This is a genomic window from Bacteroidota bacterium, from assembly GCA_016183775.1.
Lineage (GTDB): Bacteria > Bacteroidota > Bacteroidia > JABDFU01 > JABDFU01 > JABDFU01.
In genome coordinates this window covers 36,251-50,247 of record JACPDY010000126.1, presented here as the reverse complement: position 1 = coordinate 50,247, position 13,997 = coordinate 36,251, and the positions used below count along the sequence as shown (strand labels likewise).

Genomic DNA, 13,997 nt, shown 5'->3' with positions numbered 1-13,997 from the left:
TGGATTATTGAAAGAACTTTTTCTTGGTTTGAAAACCAACGAAGATTGAGTAAAGATTTTGAATATTTGCTTGAAACAAGTGAGGCAATGATTCATTTTGCAGCTATAAAAATATTATTGAATAAATTTTAAACAGTTTCTTAGTGTTGTGGCAGCCTTTCACTTACCAGTGATCATTTAACTTTAGCGTGAAATTTCTCAAAAAGAACATGTAGATGGTTGTCCTCAATTTGTTTTTCAGCGTCGGCCATTACAATAAAATTTGTATAAAGCTCAGCCAATTCATCTTTGGAAACAGAATACCCGAGGGCTTCTAACCTGTGCTTAAGTGCGGCTCTTCCGCTTCTTGCAGTTAGCACGATCATGGATTTATCCACACCGACATCAACCGGGTTGATCACTTCATAGGTATCACGGTGTTTTAAAAATCCATCCTGGTGTATGCCCGAAGAATGTGCGAACGCATTTTTGCCGACGATAGCCTTGTTTGGTTGAACATTCATTCTCATTAACCTGGAAACCAGTTTACTTGTTGGATAAATCCTTTTGGAATTTATTCCGGTTGTTAACTGCAGGTCTTTATGACTTTGCAGGATCATCACCACTTCTTCAAGCGAAGTGTTGCCGGCCCTTTCGCCAATTCCATTGATCGTACACTCTATTTGTCTTGCACCATTCATCACCCCGGATATTGAATTGGCGGTAGCCAACCCAAGATCATTATGACAATGAACGGAGATGATGGCCTTGTCGATATTTTTTACATTATCCACCAGGTACTTGATCTTGGCACCATATTCGGTGGGCAGGCAATATCCGGTAGTGTCAGGAATATTTACAACTGTTGCTCCTGCGGCAATTACCTCTTCAATCATTTTTGCAAGGAATGGCAGATCAGCACGGCCGGCATCTTCTGCATAAAACTCTATATCTTCTACAAACTTTTTGGCATAACGTACTGCTTCAACTCCTTGCTTCAGTACCTCTGCACGCGATGAGCGGAATTTATGTTCAATATGAATATCAGAACTTCCAATCCCCGTATGGATCCTTTTTCTTTTAGCGAATTTCAATGATTCAACAGCACAATCGATATCTTCCTTTTTTGCGCGTGTTAAAGCACATATAACGGGTCTTGTAACCGCTTTTGAAATTTCAACGATCGATTTAAAATCGCCGGGACTTGAAATGGGAAATCCTGCTTCAATTATATCCACGCCAAGCTCTTCAAGTGCTTTGGCAACTTCAATTTTTTCGGTAGTATTCAGCTGGCAACCTGGAACCTGTTCTCCATCCCGCAGGGTGGTATCGAAAATTTGGACTTTATTTTTGTCGCTCATAGTTTAAAGATTAAAGGTGGTATTGATATAATGAGCAATAAAGGTAGTTCGGCCTCTTGCCTGCGACAAATTAAAAAAATACATTTATACGGTGTTCAAAGGCTATATTTATGTAAAAAGTTTAATTTTACGACGTTATATGTATTATAATTACGATGTCCAAACCGAGTTCCGACTACCTGTTTCAGCTCATTAAATCACTTTCCAAGAGTGAGAAACGCTCTTTTAAGCTGTATGTTGCCCGTATAAATAGTAGTGAAGAAAAAAAACACCTGCTTCTTTTCAACCTGCTTGACAAACAAAAAGTATATGATGAAATACAAATAATGAGCAGGGAAAAAGCGCTCAAGCCGGGACAGCTTTCGAACATGAAGGCCCACCTATACCAGCAGATACTACGGGTACTCAAATTGTCTAATTCGAACAATGTGATCGATATGCAGATCCGCGATATGATCGATTATGCCCAGTTGCTTTTTAACAAATGTCTGTACAAGCAGTGTGTAAAAATGATCGACAAGGCAAAAAAAGTTGCTGTCGAAAGCGACCGGTCCATTCTGCTGATGGATTTGTTGGAACTGGAGAAAAATGTAGTGAGTCAAACCATTGAAAGTAATAATGTGAGCCGTGTTAACGTGATTGTAAATGAGACAGAACATGTGGCGGAAAGCATTAAAAACATTAATATTTTTTCTAACCTGAGTATTAAATTGAATTCTTATTATTCCAGCATGGGTTTTATACGGAATAAGAAGGATTTTGATGCTGTGCAAAATTTTTTTCATTCCAGTTTGCCTGCGTACAAGGAGAAGGAACTTTCATTTCACGAAAAACTTTACCTCTATTTTTCTTATGTGGGATATTATTTTTTCATCCAGGATTTTAAAACCGGGTACCAGTATGCAAAAAAATGGGTGTATCTATTCGATGAAACCCCCGAAATGATTAGTCCCAAGCTGGAGATGTATATTAAAGGAATTAACAACCTCATGGTGGCGCAGTTTAAGCTTTTAAAGCACCAGGAGTTTGCTGAAATGAATAAACGATTGCAGGCCATCCCTGACATTCCGAGGGTTAAAATAACCGATCACGTGAGAATGATACTTTTTAAATATTCGTACGTGAATGCGATCAACCTGTATTATATGCGCGGTGATTTTAAAGGAGGTATTTCCCTTGTATCAGGCCTGGAAGAAGGGCTTGAAAAATTTATGTTAAGACTCAATAAACATTCCCTTATTATTTTTTATTATAAGATCGCCTGCCTTTATTTTGGAAATGATAATTACAAGAAAGCCCTGATATGGTTGAATAAGATCATCAATAGTAAGGACGTGGATCTTCGGCAGGATATTCACTCTTTTTCGAGAATATTGAATCTCATTTCCCACTATGAATTAGGACATGGAGAGTTGGTTGAATACCAGATCAAATCTACTTACCGTTTTCTTTTGAAGAGAGGCAACCTCGGAAAATTTCAGAAGATCATCCTTGGTTTTCTGAAAAAACTTACCTATAAAACCGCCAATGAAAGGGCGCTGATCATGGCATTCAGGAATTTGAAAAGAGAATTATTGCCTCTTGTAACCAGTCCTTACGATAAAAAAGCGTTCATCTATTTTGATATTATTTCCTGGCTGGAAAGTAAAATTGAAAAAAGGCCGGTACAGGAAATTATTAGGGAGAAGGTTCGGGTCAAATTAAAAAAACTCTGACAGGGGTTTAAACTCTGTCAGAGTTATGCTTAGCACAAACTATACCCGCAGCTTTTACACTTCAGGCACCCTTCTTCATAAATCAATCCATCAGTATCTCCACATGATGGACATTGGCGGTCAGCAGGCACTGCACCATCTTTCACATAACGTTTTAATGCACGTGTTACCCCGCTTTTCCAGGTGTTAATATTATCGCTGTATAGTTTTAAATTCTCTACAAGATCAATTACCTGCGTCAATGGCATTCCGTGTCGCAATACGCCCGAGATCAATTTGGCATAATTCCAATACTCCTGGTTAAATGCCCGTGATAACCCTTCAACGGTTTTTGTCTGACCGTTTTCGTCGGTATAATTGAAATCATATCTGGAAACGGAGCCCGATTTATGTTTTACTACCCAACCTTTTTCAATAGTTGCCGGAATAAAGAACTGACCATCCTCTTTGCCGGTAAATATTTCATAAGGCCTCTCGTTCATAAGACCTACAACAGCTACCCATTGTTCATCAAAGTTTGTAAAACGAACAACTTCCGACTCCAATATTTTTGGCCGCGCAGGAGTTTCAACAATGCCGGCTCTTTGGCTTTCAGCTATCAAAACTCCTGATCTTGCGCCATCACGATAAACAGTAATGCCTTTTAATCCGCGTTTCCATGCTTCCATATAAATTGCCCCGACCTGTTCGATGCTTACATTTGAAGGCAGGTTGATGGTAGAACTGATGGAATGCGTAACATATTTTTGTACCACAGCTTGTAATTCAATGCGTCTTACCCAATCTATTTCAGATGCCGTTGAGCCATGGTAGGGGCTTTTGGAAATATCTGTTTGCCCGCTTATTTCCATCCATTGTTTTAGTTTTGGATGATAAACAGTAAATTCCTGCCACGCATCACCCAACTGGTCAACAAAGTCAACTTTTGTGTTTTTATCATTTGCGTTTATTTTTCTTCGTCGTTTATACGATAACATATAAACAGGTTCAATACCTGAAGAAGTTTGGGTGAGAATGCTCAAACTGCCTGTGGGCGCTACAGTGCTTATGGAAATATTCCTTCGGCCATACTTTAGCAGACGTTTGTACACATGAGGCAATTCTTTTTTCAACATTTGAACAAATCTGGATTTGCTTTCTATTCTGGGGTCAAAGGCTTTAAATTTACCACGTTCAATAGCTAAGTCAATTGAACTTTCGAATTCAGCTTCACATTTGGTCTTCATGATCTTCTCGACTTCTATCAACACTTTTTTTGAATCAAATGAGTGTCCCAGTGCGGCTATCGCATCGCCCAGCGCGGTAAAGCCGAGACCTGTCCTTCTACCTTTTTTGCCTGTTTCATAAAGCAGTTTCCAGGTTTGCAATTCAATTTGTTTAATATATGTTGGCTCAGGATCACTTTCTGTTTTTTTCAGTATACGTTCAATGGCTTCCAGTTCAAGGTCGACAAGGTCGTCCATCAACCGCTGGGCTTCATAAACCACTTCATAAAATTTCTCATAATTAAATTTTGCCTGTGGGGTGAAAGGCTGTTCGATTAAGCTATATAAATTGATCGCGATCAGGCGGCAACTGTCACCGCCCTGCATAGCAATTTCAGAACAGGGGTTAGTTGACACATTTTCATACCCCGGATAAATAGAGGAGGTGGAATAATTGTGTTGTTTGTCCCAAAAAATAAGTCCAGGTTCGGCAGTATTATGGGCACAACGCACAATGGTTTGCCATAGGTCGCGGGCCTTAACTGTCTTTTTTATTTTTGGCTGCTTTGAATCGACCGGCCAACGGAGCGTAAAAATACTATCCTTGTCTACAGCCTGCATAAACTCATCCGACAAGCGGACAGAAATATTGGCACCGGTGATTTTTGTAAGATCCTGTTTTACGGTTACAAATTTTTCGATATCGGGATAGGCAATATCCATTGTGATCATCAACGCTCCCCTTCGGCCTTTCTGGGCTACTTCACGTGTAGTATTAGAGTATCGTTCCATAAATGAAACAGCGCCCGAGGTGGTGCGAGCCGCATTAGATACAGGATTTCCTTCAGGACGAAGTGATGAAATATCTATGCCTACACCACATCGCCTTTTAAATAATTGAGCTAATTGCTGGTCGGTATATAATATGCCGCCATACGAATCAAATATTTTGGGTAATACAACGCAGTTGGAATAGGAAGCAATTACATTTTTGTTGCCAAGCGATGCCATAACACTGCCTTGCGGGATAATGTATTTAAATGCTTCAAAGTATTTGAAAATACGCTCTTTGGTTAGCGGTTTTCTTTTTTGGCCGTAGACAGAAAAAAATTTTTTATTAATTTTTTTCCGGAAAAACTTTTTTTCTATCCGGGCAAACTCTGCTGCCATACGCATGTGCATTGCATCTGGAGTTATCTCAAGCAATTCTTCTTTATTATTACGGCTTGCATATTTATTTATCCAGGTGGTTGCTGCCAACTCGTCCCCGTTAAAATAAGTAAGGCATTCTTTTAAGACCTCATTATAAGGATATATTTTATTAGGTGAATATTTCTTTTTCATCATGGGCTATTTGCCGTAAATTTAGCAAATTGAATTTTGTCAATATAAATGGAGTATAGAATATGGAATTAGTCCTTTGCGTATTAATTTGACAGAATACAACCTCATTCCAGGCAGTAAATTGCATACTGAGTCTGAATAATACCCTTTAACAAACAATTATTAAAATATTATACTAACAGTCACGTCTATTAAATTATGCACGCGTCCCCTTCGACAGTCATTTTCAGGATAATCCTGGTAATGTTGATTTTAGTTGCCATCGATTTTTATGCATTCCGAAGCATAAAGACTTCGTATTCGGATATTCAATCGGAACGAACGAAACAGGTGATCAATTGGGTTTACTGGGGAGTCAACGTGTTTTTTATGCTTTTAACCACATATGGATTATTTATATTCAACCGCTTTACCGGGCCAAGGGGGGGAGTATTTGTTCTTATTATGACAATCTTTTTTTTGCTTTATATTCCTAAACTTATACTGATCACATTTTTGCTGATAGAAGATATTGGTCGGCTCTTGCGTGCAGGCGGGGTAGGTGTCGGGAAAATGGTTTCTGATAGTTTCGCGGACACACCTTATTTTGAAGGCAGAAGAACGTTTTTAAGTCAGTTGGCATTGGCATTGGCGAGTATTCCGTTTTTTTCAATTTTGTATGGTATTACAAAGGGGAAATATAATTATAAAGTTCATCACGTTTCGTTAAAGTTTAAAGATCTGCCGGAAGCTTTTAACGGACTTACTATTACGCAAATATCGGATATACATTCAGGCAGTTTTGATGATGAAGCAGCAGTAAAGCATGGCATTGACCTGATAAATAAACAAAAGTCGGACCTGCTTTTCTTTACAGGGGACTTGGTGAATAACCTTGCCAGTGAAATGGAGCCATGGATTCCTTTATTCAAACAGTTGAATGCTCCAATGGGAATGTTTTCCATTTTCGGCAACCACGATTATGGTGATTATGTCAGCTGGGAATCGGAGGAGATGAAGCAAAAAAACTTTAACCAGATTAAGGAAATTCATAAAGAACTTGGGTTTAAGCTGATGTTGAATAAAAGTTTTGATATAGAAAAAGACGGACAAAAAATTTCCCTGATGGGAATTGAAAACTGGGGAAGCGGAGGTTTTGCAAAATATGGTGATTTGGAAAAAGCATTAAGTAATGTTGCAAACGATTCATTTAAAATACTATTGTCGCACGACCCGTCACATTGGACAGCTCAAACACTTGATCATTCCAAACATATCCACCTTACCTTGTCGGGCCATACTCATGGAATGCAGTTTGGGGTGGAAATTCCGGGCATCAAATGGAGTCCTGTTCAATACCGCTATCCTAATTGGGCCGGGTTGTATGAGGAGAAAAATAAATACCTGTATGTAAATCGTGGCTTTGGTTTTATTGGCTTCCCGGGAAGAGTAGGGATATGGCCGGAGATTACTGTAATCACACTTCAAAAAGCGTAACTAATTTCTATATAACCACTCTTCGGGGTCAAGTTTGGTTTGGCCCTTCCAGATTTCTATATGTAATTCGGTTTTTCCATCTTCTTCATCCAGTAAAATGGAGCCGATATTTTGTTTTGTCTTTATTTTATCACCTGTTTTTACATACACTTCCTTCAGGTTGGCATACACACTGAGAAACTCTCCATGACGTACAATTACGACATGCCCGGAAGATGGGATATTCACAACGCCTGTGACTTCTCCGTCAAACACACCCCGGGCCAACGCGCCTTTGGAAGTCGCAATATCGACTCCGTTATTTGATATGGTGATCTCGGGCATGGAAGGATGCGGATGCGCACCAAAACGGTCAATGATAACTCCCTGTATCACCGGCCAGGGAAGTTTACCTCTGTTGTTAGAGAATGAACTTGAAAGCTGTTGCGCCTCCGGTGTAAGTACAAGTTTATTGCTTGGCCTGGTTTTATTGGCATTGGCTTTTTCAATTTCTTCTTTTATGATACGCATAATCGCCTGCTGTAATTTTTCAGCATCTTTCTTCTTTTTATCCAGGTCGGCTTTAAGCTGCTTCTCTTTGCTTTGAAGCTCAGTCAATACTTCCTCCTTTTCCGATTTCTCTTTTGTGAGTGCTTCCTTTTCGTTTTCCTGCGATCCTAAGAGTTCCCTTTTTTCAGTTTTGCGCACTTCAAGTTCCTGTAGTTTTTCATTAAGTTCTTTTTGTTTGAGCTCGATTTGTTCCGCCTGCTTATGTCTGTAGTCGCTGTATTGCTGAAGATACTTAAGGCGGATATAAGCCTGGTTAAAATTTGTGGAAGCAAAAATAAACATCAACCTGCTGTACTCATCGCGGTTGCGATACGCGTTATAGATCATTTTGGCATAATCGTCTTTAAGCTTTTTGAGTTCGGCCTGAAGTGCGGTTATATTTTTATTTGTTTCATTTATCCTTCGGTTCAATAAAAATATCTGTCCACTTATAGTGTTGATAAGCTCCTGCCGGTCGGATAATTTTTTATTGAGTGTAAGAAGCTGATTAAGCGAGAGTTTTTTATTCTTTTTTGTTTCACTCAGCAACTGGTTTGTGTATTCGATATCCTGCTGAAGTTTTTTCTTTTTTTCTTCAAGATCGGTTTTTGATTGTTTCTGAGCGGATACAGGAATAGCAATAGCCGCACAAAGTATTATCGGTAACATAATGCAGATGAAGCGGCTATTTCTCTTTTTCTTTGTAAACAATGCGTTCATATTTTGCAGGAATACTAAAAGGGAATGTCTGAACAGTATTTATACCGACTTTCGAATACTCAATTTTTATATCAACGTTCTTCTCCGCTTTAATATTATAATGCATGCTATTGGGAAATAGCAATGAGTCTACTTTATCAAACTTATCGAAATTGGCGGTAAAGGTTCTGTTCTGATTAAAGTCATTAAATAACACGCGCACAATTTTAAATGTCTGCGGATCAAGCCAGATGGTTTGAGCGGGGTCTCTCAGTTCTTTATTGCGTTCAATGACTTTTCGCAGTTTACGTTTCCGGACCGTACTTAATACATACTGACCGTCACTTACGGATGAGTGAAGCTTGTCATCGTCTTCATAAAAATCAACACTATTGCCGATCAATAAGGATTGTATAAGTTCAAAATCAAGGTCGGCATGAAGCAGCTTGTTGACATATATAAAATCGCCTGCAAAATATTCAGAATGGATCCGATCGATGAACTTTACTGAGTCCTTTGTAATAACTGCCCTTGCGGCTTCAATACCGATCAGGGGAGCGGTAATTGACATCCACAGGAGGCTATCCTTACGACCCCGCAGATTCACATTGAATGAAGTTTGCATGCTATCTAGTATTATCTCTGCGGCGAATTTGGCGCTGATCCAATCGAACCTGAATTCATTTTTTTTGAGCAGTTGTTCTAATTCCTTTGCCGATTTTTTGGTGATATGCTGCGAATGGGTTGCAGTAATTTTTTTTCCTGTTTTACAGGAAGAGAATACGATAAGTGTAAAGCTGAAATATAAAAGTGCGCGAAAGAAAAGAGAAGGAATTGGTCTGGCAGGGAGTATTGAATTATTCATATAATTTTTTATCCGCAATTTTTTTATCAAGGAACTCCGAATTTCCCCCTTTTTGTTTCGCGTCGTTCCAATATCCCATCGCTTTTTCTGTTTCTCCCAACTTAAATAAAATATCGCCATAGTGTTCAAGTATGACGCCATTTCCACGGGCTTCGTTGTCGAGAGCTTTTCCTATCCATTTTTTCGCTTCTTCATAATTTCCCATTTGATAAAGGATCCATCCATAGGTATCCAGGAAAGAATTGTTGGCGGGCTCCAGGTCGACCGTTTTCTTTGACATCTCTTCGGCACGAAGCAGCTTTTCTTTTCGCAGAGATAAATAATAGGCGTAATTATTCAGCACGTAAGTATTTTTAGCATCGAGTTCAAGAGCCTTTTCATATGCTTCATCAGAGGCTTTGTATTCTTTAAGCTGGTGATTCGCATCACCAAGGCTTGCATAGAACTGGGAGAGCAGGGGAGCGTTATCCACTACATAATCTTTTCCTTCGCTTAATACCTCCACTCCCTTTTTGTATTCTTTTTTCTGGATATTGGCTATTCCGTTAAAAAAGTATCCGAGAGGTTGCGCGGGGAAAAGCTCAATGGTCTGTTTGCTGTCGAATAGCATCGCGTCAAAATCACCGAGGTCAGAATCAATGAGTAATACCTGGCTCCAGATAGCATATTTTGTTTTGTCGCGGGCAATTGCCATCCGGTATGCATCGCGTGCCTCAGTCATTTTTTTATCGCGGTACAGGAAGTCGCCGTACATCGCGTAAGATTTGGCTTCGTCAGGGTGAGCTTCGATCAGTGCCTTACATAATTGAAGCGCGTCGTCCTTCACAGCCGGTTTGTTTTCAGAGATAGCGTAATAGGAAAGCAGGATCTTTATTTTTGTGTCAATATCCAGTTTCGGATTACGGAAAGCGAGTTTATATTCCTCAAAGCCTTTCGCATCTTGTTTTGCCTCGAAGTAGTGCTGGGCAATGGAAAGATGTACATAAGGATTTTCGGGATCCACTTTCAGAAGGTCGTTGTAGGTTTGCATAGCTTTATCCTTCTGACCGGTATTCTGGTATATTTCACCAAGCATACCATAGTATTTGGGTTCTCTGGGATTAAGCCGGATCAGTTTATTCAGTTCTTTAACGGCTTTTTCAGTGTTCTTTAGCTGAGTATAAATTCTTACCTTCTGAATCGAAGCTTCTTCAGTAATACCCGTTTTTTCTTCAATACGATCATATACTTTGATAGCTTCCTGAGGTTTGTTGGCGAGCATGTATGTTTCTGCCAATTCAAAATACATATCGATCCGATCGGGGTTGATTTTAATAATGCGTTGATATATTTCTATTGCCTGGCTATACTGTTTTTTTGCCATTAGGCCATCGGCATACAAAAGTTGATACCAGATATTTTTTTGATCGATATTAGCTGCTTTACCGCTCAGCTCAAGGGCCTTATCTTTATTTCCGGCATAGCTGTATATTTTTGCAAGCTCATACATTGGAGTCGCATTAGTGGGGTCGAGCTTAATACATTGTAAAAAAAGATTGGTGGCTAATTCAAAGTTGCCAAGCATCAGCTCTTTATTGGCGTTAAAAAACAGGTAATCAAAGTCAATCCGTTCCTTTTCACTTAATTCCTTTTTTGAAGAAGCGCCTGACACCTTCGCCGCACCTGCAGTGGTTTTTGTAGTGGTCTTGCACGATGTAAAGATCAGCGTGCTGATAACCAGTATGCAGAGGTATAACTTTTTCATATTAATTGGCCTTCCCAAAAAGATTCAGGTTTTTAATTTTTAATTGTAGTATAATCACCGATGCTCGCGTCACTGCTTTTTCCATAAAATTCAACAAAATTTCCGAGCATTGAATTGCTAAGGACAGCCCCTATGATCCTGGTATTTGTTTGAACAATGCAATTTTTAACTTCAGAATTCTCGATCACGCAATTATCACCAATGGAAGCATACGGACCAATTTTTGAGTTAATCAGTTTAACGTTTTCGCCAATAAAACAGGGCTCAATGATGCTGCTGTTTTGTTCGGTATGTGTTTTTGAAATCATCGCGGTGTTTCCTTTATTAAACTCAAGTATACGTTGATTGGTATGTACGGTGGCATCTTTATTGCCACAGTCAAGCCATTCTGTTACTTTTCCCGGTACAAATTTTGTTCCCTTTTGTTTCATGTTCTCGAGGGCATTCGTAAGCTGGTACTCTCCTTTTTCCCTGATGTTATTATCCAGCAAATACTGCAGCTCTTTTTTAAGGTACCCACCGTCTTTAAAATAATAGATGCCTATAATGGCCAGATCGGAGACAAATTGTTGCGGTTTTTCAATAAAGTCAGTTATTACATTGTCTTTATTCAGCTTGACCACGCCAAATGGGCGGGGATCCTCAACTTTTTGCACCCAGATAATACCCTCATTCGAAGAGTCAAGTTTAAAATCAGCTTTGAATAAAGTGTCAGCGAAAGCGACAACCACTTTTCCGGTCAATGCACTTTTCGCGCACATAATTGCATGTGCAGTCCCCAGCGCTTCGTCCTGGTAATGGATAGTGCCTTTAGCTCCCAGTTTTTCAGCGACTTTAATTAAGTGCCCTTCTGCCTCTTTACCAAAGCGCCCAACAACAAAAGCGATCTCATCAACTTTTTCGTCACAAACCTTTGTAATGTCTTCCACGATCCACTGTACCATTGGCTTTCCGGCAATGGGAATAAGAGGCTTGGGAGTGGTAAGTGTATGCGGCCGCATTCGTTTACCCATGCCGGCCATTGGAATGATTATTTTCATAGTTGTTTTAAAAGTTGTCAGTTAAAAGTTGTCAGTTATTAGATTGTTTGTTCTTTTATAACTAACAACTAACAACCAACAACTAACAACCATTTTACTTCGTTCCCGTATGTCCAAATCCTCCCGCGCCGCGTTCGGTATCGATTAATTCCTGCACTTCAATCCATTCGGCCTGTTCATGTTTTGCGATTACCATTTGTGCGATGCGTTCACCATCATTAATAGTAAAATCTTCTTTGGATAGATTAACCAAAATGACTTTAATCTCGCCCCTGTAATCGGCATCAATAGTACCGGGTGAGTTAAGTACAGTTAAGCCATTTTTCGCTGCCAATCCGCTGCGGGGACGGATCTGTGCTTCATACCCGGCAGGTAATTCAATGAATAAACCGGTAGGAACAATTGCCCGTTCCAATGATCTTAAAACGATTGCCGAATCAATATTCGCACGCAGGTCAACTCCTGCCGATGAACCTGTTGCATATTGTGGCAGAGGATGCTTTGACTTATTTATAACCTTAATTTTCATTGTTGATCAGTTTTTTAATACCATCACGTTCAAGGAAATATACTGTTGAAATAAACAGTAAAACCAACAAGTTGTTCAGCGCAATTGTGAGGGCCGAATTTCCCGGAATGAGGTAATAACCAGTAAAGTACAAAGCTAATGATAATGTGAGGTATCCCAAAATGCGTTTCAGATTGTAATTAACAGGGAAATGTTTATTGCCAAGAAAATAGGAGGCAATCATCATGGTGACATAGCAAGTTAATGTTGCCCATGCCGAGCCCATAAAGCCCATAACGGGAATAAGCAGAAAATTAAGTGTTAGCGTGATTACGGCGCCGAGACCTGTTAAATAAGCGCCAAACTTTGTTTTGTTGGTCAGCTTATACCAAATGGAAAGGTTAAAGAATGCGCCAAGACAAAGATTGGCGATCAGAAGTATCGGTACTACATCAAGTCCTGATCGGAACTCTTTGCCAACAAAATATTGTATCCACGATAAATTTAGCATGGTGGCAAGAAAAATAAAAGAACAGGCGATAATGAAATATTTCATTACATCAGCATATAATTCCTTTGAATTTTTTTCACGTGAATTGGAAAAGAAAAAAGGTTCTGCAGCATACCTGAACGTTTGAACGAAAATGGTCATAAGTATAGATATTTTGTAACAGGCTCCGTAAATACCTACCTGCGATTCAGCAATATCTTTTGGCAGCATATATTTAAGCAGGATGCGATCCATCGTTTCATTGGTCATTCCCGCTAAACCTGCAAGTAAAAGTGGTAACGCATAGGTCATCATCCGTTTCCACAATTCGCGGTCGAACGTGTATTTGATCCTTACAACTTCTGGGAACAATAGCAATAACACCACGAAGCTTGCTGCCAGGTTGGAGATGAATACGTAACCCACTCCTATTTCAGGGCTATAAACCGCGTTAGCAATGGAATAAAAGGTGCTTGAAGGGTTATTGTACGCGTTCTTACAAATGGCGATAAAGAATATATTGAGCGCGATATTTATAGCAATGTTGATGATCTTTATAAAAGCAAACCGTCCTGCTTTATTCTGTTCCCGCAGCTTGGCGAAAGGGATAGATGTAAATGCATCAAGCCCGATAATAAGGATGACCCATAAAACATAATCAGCATGTTGCGGATGTTTTATCATTACTGCGAGCGGATCGGCAAATAAAATGACCAGGCTAATAAAGACTGCAGTACTTACAAGTACTGAAATAAGTGCGGTGCTGTATACTTTATCTTTATTTTCTTCTGAAGCGGAGAAATTAAACAAAGCAGTTTCCATTCCATATGTAACAACAATAATAAGAAATGAAATATAGGCGTACATTTCTGTAACCACGCCATATTCGCTGGTACTGAAGTTATATGTATAAAGCGGAACAAGGAGGTAATTCAATAGTCGTCCGACTATGGTGCTTAAACCATATACCGCTGTTTGTCCCGCTAATTTTTTAAGTGTACTCAATTTTATAGAACTCTGTCAGGGTTCTAAACCCTGACAGA

11 protein-coding genes are annotated in these 13,997 nt (G+C 39.5%); 3 read left to right on the top strand and 8 right to left on the bottom strand.

Features of this window, described 5'->3' with window-relative positions; translation table 11 throughout:
- Positions 1-132: transposase (locus HYU69_15010; GenBank protein ID MBI2271652.1), on the top strand; the 132-nt coding region annotated here is incomplete at its 5' end.
- Positions 133-173: 41 nt separating this feature from the next.
- On the opposite strand, the gene HYU69_15005 is transcribed toward HYU69_15010, so the two are convergent.
- Positions 174-1,340: a 2-isopropylmalate synthase gene (locus tag HYU69_15005; GenBank protein MBI2271651.1), complete on the bottom strand. Its 1,167-nt coding sequence runs from the start codon at positions 1,338-1,340 to the stop codon at positions 174-176.
- 155 nt (positions 1,341-1,495) lie between these two features.
- Here HYU69_15005 and HYU69_15000 point away from each other — a divergent pair, with 155 nt between their 5' ends.
- The gene (locus HYU69_15000) at positions 1,496-3,055 is read left to right on the top strand and encodes a hypothetical protein (GenBank protein MBI2271650.1); all 1,560 of its coding nucleotides are present in this window, start codon (positions 1,496-1,498) and stop codon (positions 3,053-3,055) included.
- A gap of 29 nt (positions 3,056-3,084) precedes the next feature.
- Here HYU69_15000 and HYU69_14995 read toward each other — a convergent pair whose 3' ends face one another.
- A complete protein-coding gene (locus HYU69_14995) occupies positions 3,085-5,604 on the bottom strand; it encodes an adenosylcobalamin-dependent ribonucleoside-diphosphate reductase (GenBank protein MBI2271649.1) in 2,520 nt (839 codons plus the stop codon).
- Between the two features lie 198 nt (positions 5,605-5,802).
- Between HYU69_14995 and HYU69_14990 the strand changes: the two genes are divergently transcribed.
- A complete protein-coding gene (locus HYU69_14990; GenBank protein MBI2271648.1) occupies positions 5,803-7,080 on the top strand; it encodes a metallophosphoesterase in 1,278 nt (425 codons plus the stop codon).
- On the opposite strand, the gene HYU69_14985 is transcribed toward HYU69_14990, so the two are convergent.
- The 6 genes from HYU69_14985 to HYU69_14960 form a co-directional block, all read right to left on the bottom strand.
- The gene (locus HYU69_14985) at positions 7,081-8,277 is read right to left on the bottom strand and encodes a peptidoglycan DD-metalloendopeptidase family protein (protein ID MBI2271647.1); all 1,197 of its coding nucleotides are present in this window, start codon (positions 8,275-8,277) and stop codon (positions 7,081-7,083) included.
- Between the two features lie 16 nt (positions 8,278-8,293).
- Positions 8,294-9,172: a DUF4292 domain-containing protein gene (locus HYU69_14980; GenBank protein ID MBI2271646.1), complete on the bottom strand. Its 879-nt coding sequence runs from the start codon at positions 9,170-9,172 to the stop codon at positions 8,294-8,296.
- Positions 9,165-10,916, bottom strand: a complete 1,752-nt coding sequence (locus HYU69_14975; GenBank protein ID MBI2271645.1) for a tetratricopeptide repeat protein — start codon at positions 10,914-10,916, stop codon at positions 9,165-9,167. The genes HYU69_14980 and HYU69_14975 overlap by 8 nt, the downstream gene beginning before the upstream one ends.
- 32 nt (positions 10,917-10,948) lie before the next feature.
- A complete protein-coding gene (locus tag HYU69_14970; protein MBI2271644.1) occupies positions 10,949-11,956 on the bottom strand; it encodes an NTP transferase domain-containing protein in 1,008 nt (335 codons plus the stop codon).
- Positions 11,957-12,050: 94 nt separating this feature from the next.
- The gene (dut, locus tag HYU69_14965) at positions 12,051-12,485 is read right to left on the bottom strand and encodes a dUTP diphosphatase (protein ID MBI2271643.1); all 435 of its coding nucleotides are present in this window, start codon (positions 12,483-12,485) and stop codon (positions 12,051-12,053) included.
- Positions 12,475-13,959 carry an oligosaccharide flippase family protein gene (locus HYU69_14960; GenBank protein MBI2271642.1) on the bottom strand — a complete coding sequence of 495 codons (1,485 nt, stop codon included), beginning with the start codon at positions 13,957-13,959 and terminating at the stop codon, positions 12,475-12,477. Before HYU69_14960 ends, dut begins: the two co-directional genes overlap by 11 nt.
- Between the last annotated feature and the right edge of the window lie 38 nt (positions 13,960-13,997).

Coding starts and splice junctions, on each gene's coding strand:
- HYU69_15005 (MBI2271651.1), bottom strand. CDS start 1,340: ATGAGCGACAAAAATAAAGTCCAAATTTTCGATACCACCCTGCGGGAT.
- HYU69_15000 (MBI2271650.1), top strand. CDS start 1,496: ATGTCCAAACCGAGTTCCGACTACCTGTTTCAGCTCATTAAATCACTT.
- HYU69_14995 (MBI2271649.1), bottom strand. CDS start 5,604: ATGAAAAAGAAATATTCACCTAATAAAATATATCCTTATAATGAGGTC.
- HYU69_14990 (MBI2271648.1), top strand. CDS start 5,803: ATGCACGCGTCCCCTTCGACAGTCATTTTCAGGATAATCCTGGTAATG.
- HYU69_14985 (MBI2271647.1), bottom strand. CDS start 8,277: ATGTTACCGATAATACTTTGTGCGGCTATTGCTATTCCTGTATCCGCT.
- HYU69_14980 (MBI2271646.1), bottom strand. CDS start 9,172: ATGAATAATTCAATACTCCCTGCCAGACCAATTCCTTCTCTTTTCTTT.
- HYU69_14975 (MBI2271645.1), bottom strand. CDS start 10,916: ATGAAAAAGTTATACCTCTGCATACTGGTTATCAGCACGCTGATCTTT.
- HYU69_14970 (MBI2271644.1), bottom strand. CDS start 11,956: ATGAAAATAATCATTCCAATGGCCGGCATGGGTAAACGAATGCGGCCG.
- dut (MBI2271643.1), bottom strand. CDS start 12,485: ATGAAAATTAAGGTTATAAATAAGTCAAAGCATCCTCTGCCACAATAT.